This window comes from bacterium (assembly GCA_024224155.1).
In the GTDB taxonomy this organism is placed as follows: Bacteria; Acidobacteriota; Thermoanaerobaculia; order Multivoradales; family JAHEKO01; genus CALZIK01.
This window is the reverse complement of sequence record JAAENP010000379.1, coordinates 1-3,080: the sequence shown is the minus strand read 5'-3', so window position 1 is coordinate 3,080 and position 3,080 is coordinate 1. Positions and strand designations below refer to the sequence as shown.

Genomic DNA, 3,080 nt, shown 5'->3' with positions numbered 1-3,080 from the left:
CAGCAACCCGAAGAGCTCCGAGCCGGGGCCATCCCCGGCCGCCTCGTCCGCCTCGTGCACCGCTGCCTGGCGAAGGCGCCGGAGCAGAGGCCCGAGAGCTTCGACAAGATCGTCGAAGCGCTCGAGGAAGTTCTTCGAGACCCCCGTCTGGCTCCGCCCTCGGCCGAGACCGTTCCAATCAAGACCTATCCCGCAGGTCTACCGCGCTCCTACCGGCCCGCGCCCGCCCAGCTTGACTCCGCGCTGCCGCTTCGGCCGAAACAAGGCTCAAGACTCGGCGACGTCGCCATCCGTTCTTCGAGGCCGGTACTGCGCGACTCTTCGAATCGCATCCAGGTCGCCCGGCGCCCGCGACGCGCGGGCAGGGTCTTGCTCTCTCTGGCTCTGGTTTTCGGCATCCCACCGTCGTACCTTTACTTCGGCGGCCCTCTTCCAGACTCGGTTTCGTCTGAGTTGACTCAGCTCCGGGATCGGCTCCCCGAAGGGATTCAAGCCTGGCTCGAGCTCTTCAACCAACCGGGGCCGGCTCCGGGGCCGGTCGGAGTTGGCACCGCGAATCCCGAGCCTCGAGTGTCCGCGGAGTCCGCCGGCGTGCCGCCGCCCGCCCAAGTTGAGACGGAGCCCCCGCCAGACCCGGTGACCGCGGCCATCGCGGTGCTGGAATCTCAGAAGTCTCCGGTCGAGTCCGCTCCCGTGGCTTCCCCTCGAACTCGACGTCTCGCCCCTGCCAATACTCCCGCCACGATCTTTCTGCCACCGAGTTGGCACGCCGAGATGACGGTCTCAATCGACGGCGGAGCCTCTCAGCCTCTGGATCGACGCCATACCCGCCGGCTCAGACCCGGCCCTCACAAACTCATCTTCCGGCTCGATACGCCGTCCTACCAGGTGCGCAGGAGCCTCGATCTCGAGCTCGAGCCCGGAGAAACGCGATCCATCGAATCACCCTTGGCGCCCCCGGCCGCCCTCAGAGTCGAGGTCCTGCCGGGCAGCGTCGCCGGTCGCGTCGAGATCGATGGCCGCTCCTTCGACCTTCCCTTGGAAACGCCCCAAGTGCTCGAGCCCGGCAGCCATCGACTCGCTCTCCACGCAAGTCCCGCGGACGCCTTGGGACCGCTCACCAAGACCGTGGACCTGGACTCGGCCACAGTCCACCTGGTCACCTTCGATATGCGGCGCCGGCGGGCGGTACTCGAGTCCCAGGAGACCTTCGAGTGGGGCGGAAACTAGTACGGAACCTCGTCTGCCACGAACAGGGTCAGACCCAGGTCCCAGCACTCTTCGGAGCTCGCGTCCAAATCCGGTAAGCCCTTGAGCTTTACCTTCCAGCGAATCTGGTCGTCGGGCTCGATCGTCGCGTCGACTTTTGACTTTGGCGATCACCGTCCCGGCGAGCCGTCGACGACCTGCCTGGGTGATCGGCGCCGTCCTCCTACGACTCCGAAGCCTGCCCGCTCTCCGTTCGGAACATCTGCCAGGCCTCGAGCGTCAGCTCGGCGAGTTCTCTGACCGCTTGGCGGAGCCGGTCGCGATCGCGGTCCAGGATTCTCACCTGCTCCCGGCGCAGCTGCGTGTCCAGCGGGGCTCCGATCTGGTTCGAGTGACCGCGGCCGAGTTGGATCCCGACATCGTAGGCGACCTCCGCGAGCTCGACCGGCGAGACCAGCGACTCACCAATTTCGACCTCCTTGTAGTTTTCCACCCAGGCGTGAATCCAGAAGCTGCGCCCCTGAAGCCGAATGTAGCCCAAGTGCCCGAAAGGCTCGTAGGCGATTCGCGTCTGCCCCAACAGAACTCGAAAGGGATCTGAGCCCTGGGAGACTCGGATGCACTCGATGTCCTCGAGCTCTCGAACCTCCTTGATCTCCAGCACGTCATCATCCAGGGGCTCGTCCGTGGCGCCGCGCACGCGCACGAGATACTTGATGTCGAGAGCGCTGCCCACTCCCATCCTCAGGTAGCCGGCATCGACGATCTCGAAGAAGTCTCCATCGAGATCGCGATCCTGCTCGAACATGGCCTCGACGTAGGGAGCCATGGCCGCCTCCAGCGCGTCTTTCTCGGACTCCGGCATAGGCTCCATCACCGAGCCGACCCATTCCAGATAGCGCTGGCGATCGTACTTGAAGTCACCGCGCACCCGCCGGGCCACCGTCGGCTCGGGCGCATCGGTACCGGGGTCCTCCAGAGCGTCCCGGTAGCCGCGTAGAAACTCGTTGTAGGTCGCGTCCAGATCGCCACAGTCGTGTCCATGGCAGGCCACCCGCAGCGAGGTGCCGAATCGCAGCAGATCGATCAGCGCAGGTCCCGTCGATGAATCATCGAAGTCGGTGAGCCCCCTACCGAGATCGGTGATCGCGTACTGCTCGATGTGGGCGTCGCCGTGCAGATTGAAGAGCGGGGTGCCCTCGATCAGGTCGCCGTATCGGCGGCATACCTCCTGGCTGAAAGGGATGTTAATGAAGCGGAAGTAACGATGCGGGCTCGCCACGACCCGCTGCAACAGCTCGGGATTCCGCGAGAAGTCGCGCGCGGCGGGATCCACGTAGAGAGGATTCGGGGTCTCTGACAGCTCCGACTTTCCCGAACAGCCCAGACCGAGCCCTACGGCGAGGAAGCCGACGAGGAACAAACCGGTGGCGCGCGTTTTCCGTTCGGATCGCATTCGGTCAAAAGAGTTTACAGCGGCTTGGGCGGCAGACTCCCCTACGTGAGCGGTCCCTGTCATCGGCTCGAGCCGGCGCGCTCGAGCCCGGCGAGGTAACTGCCCCGGTAGCGCGCGGCTATGGCCGTCCAGGTCAAGTCGCGTTCGGCCTTTCGGCGCGACCACTCCCCCATCTCCCGCGCCCGCTCGGCGCCGCCGAGGAGTCGCTGCAGGGCAGCTTTCAGCTGCTCCGGGTTCTGTTCGGCAACCAGGACGCCGTTGACACCATCTTCGACCGCCTGGGGGATCCCCGAGATTTCCGAGGCCAGGACCGGCAAGCCCGAGGCCATGGCTTCGAGAATGACGTTCGGAAGGCCGTCGACGTTGCCCTGGGCATCGTGAACGGCAGGCAGTACGAAGATATCGGCGGCCCGGT

3 protein-coding genes are annotated in these 3,080 nt (G+C 65.5%); 1 reads left to right on the top strand and 2 read right to left on the bottom strand.

Annotated elements, in window-relative coordinates; translation table 11 throughout:
• Positions 1-1,230, top strand: a 1,230-nt coding sequence (locus tag GY769_19250; GenBank protein MCP4204058.1) for a hypothetical protein, incomplete at its 5' end; no start/stop codon positions are given.
• Between the two features lie 202 nt (positions 1,231-1,432).
• Here GY769_19250 and GY769_19245 read toward each other — a convergent pair.
• A complete protein-coding gene (locus GY769_19245; protein ID MCP4204057.1) occupies positions 1,433-2,665 on the bottom strand; it encodes a DUF2252 domain-containing protein in 1,233 nt (410 codons plus the stop codon).
• Positions 2,666-2,724: 59 nt separating this feature from the next.
• The coding region (locus GY769_19240; GenBank protein ID MCP4204056.1) for a glycosyltransferase family 4 protein at positions 2,725-3,080 on the bottom strand (356 nt) is incomplete at its 5' end.

What these genes read in the sequence shown, in the direction of transcription:
- GY769_19245 (MCP4204057.1), bottom strand. Translation starts at nt 2,665, where the DNA reads ATGCGATCCGAACGGAAAACGCGCGCCACCGGTTTGTTCCTCGTCGGC.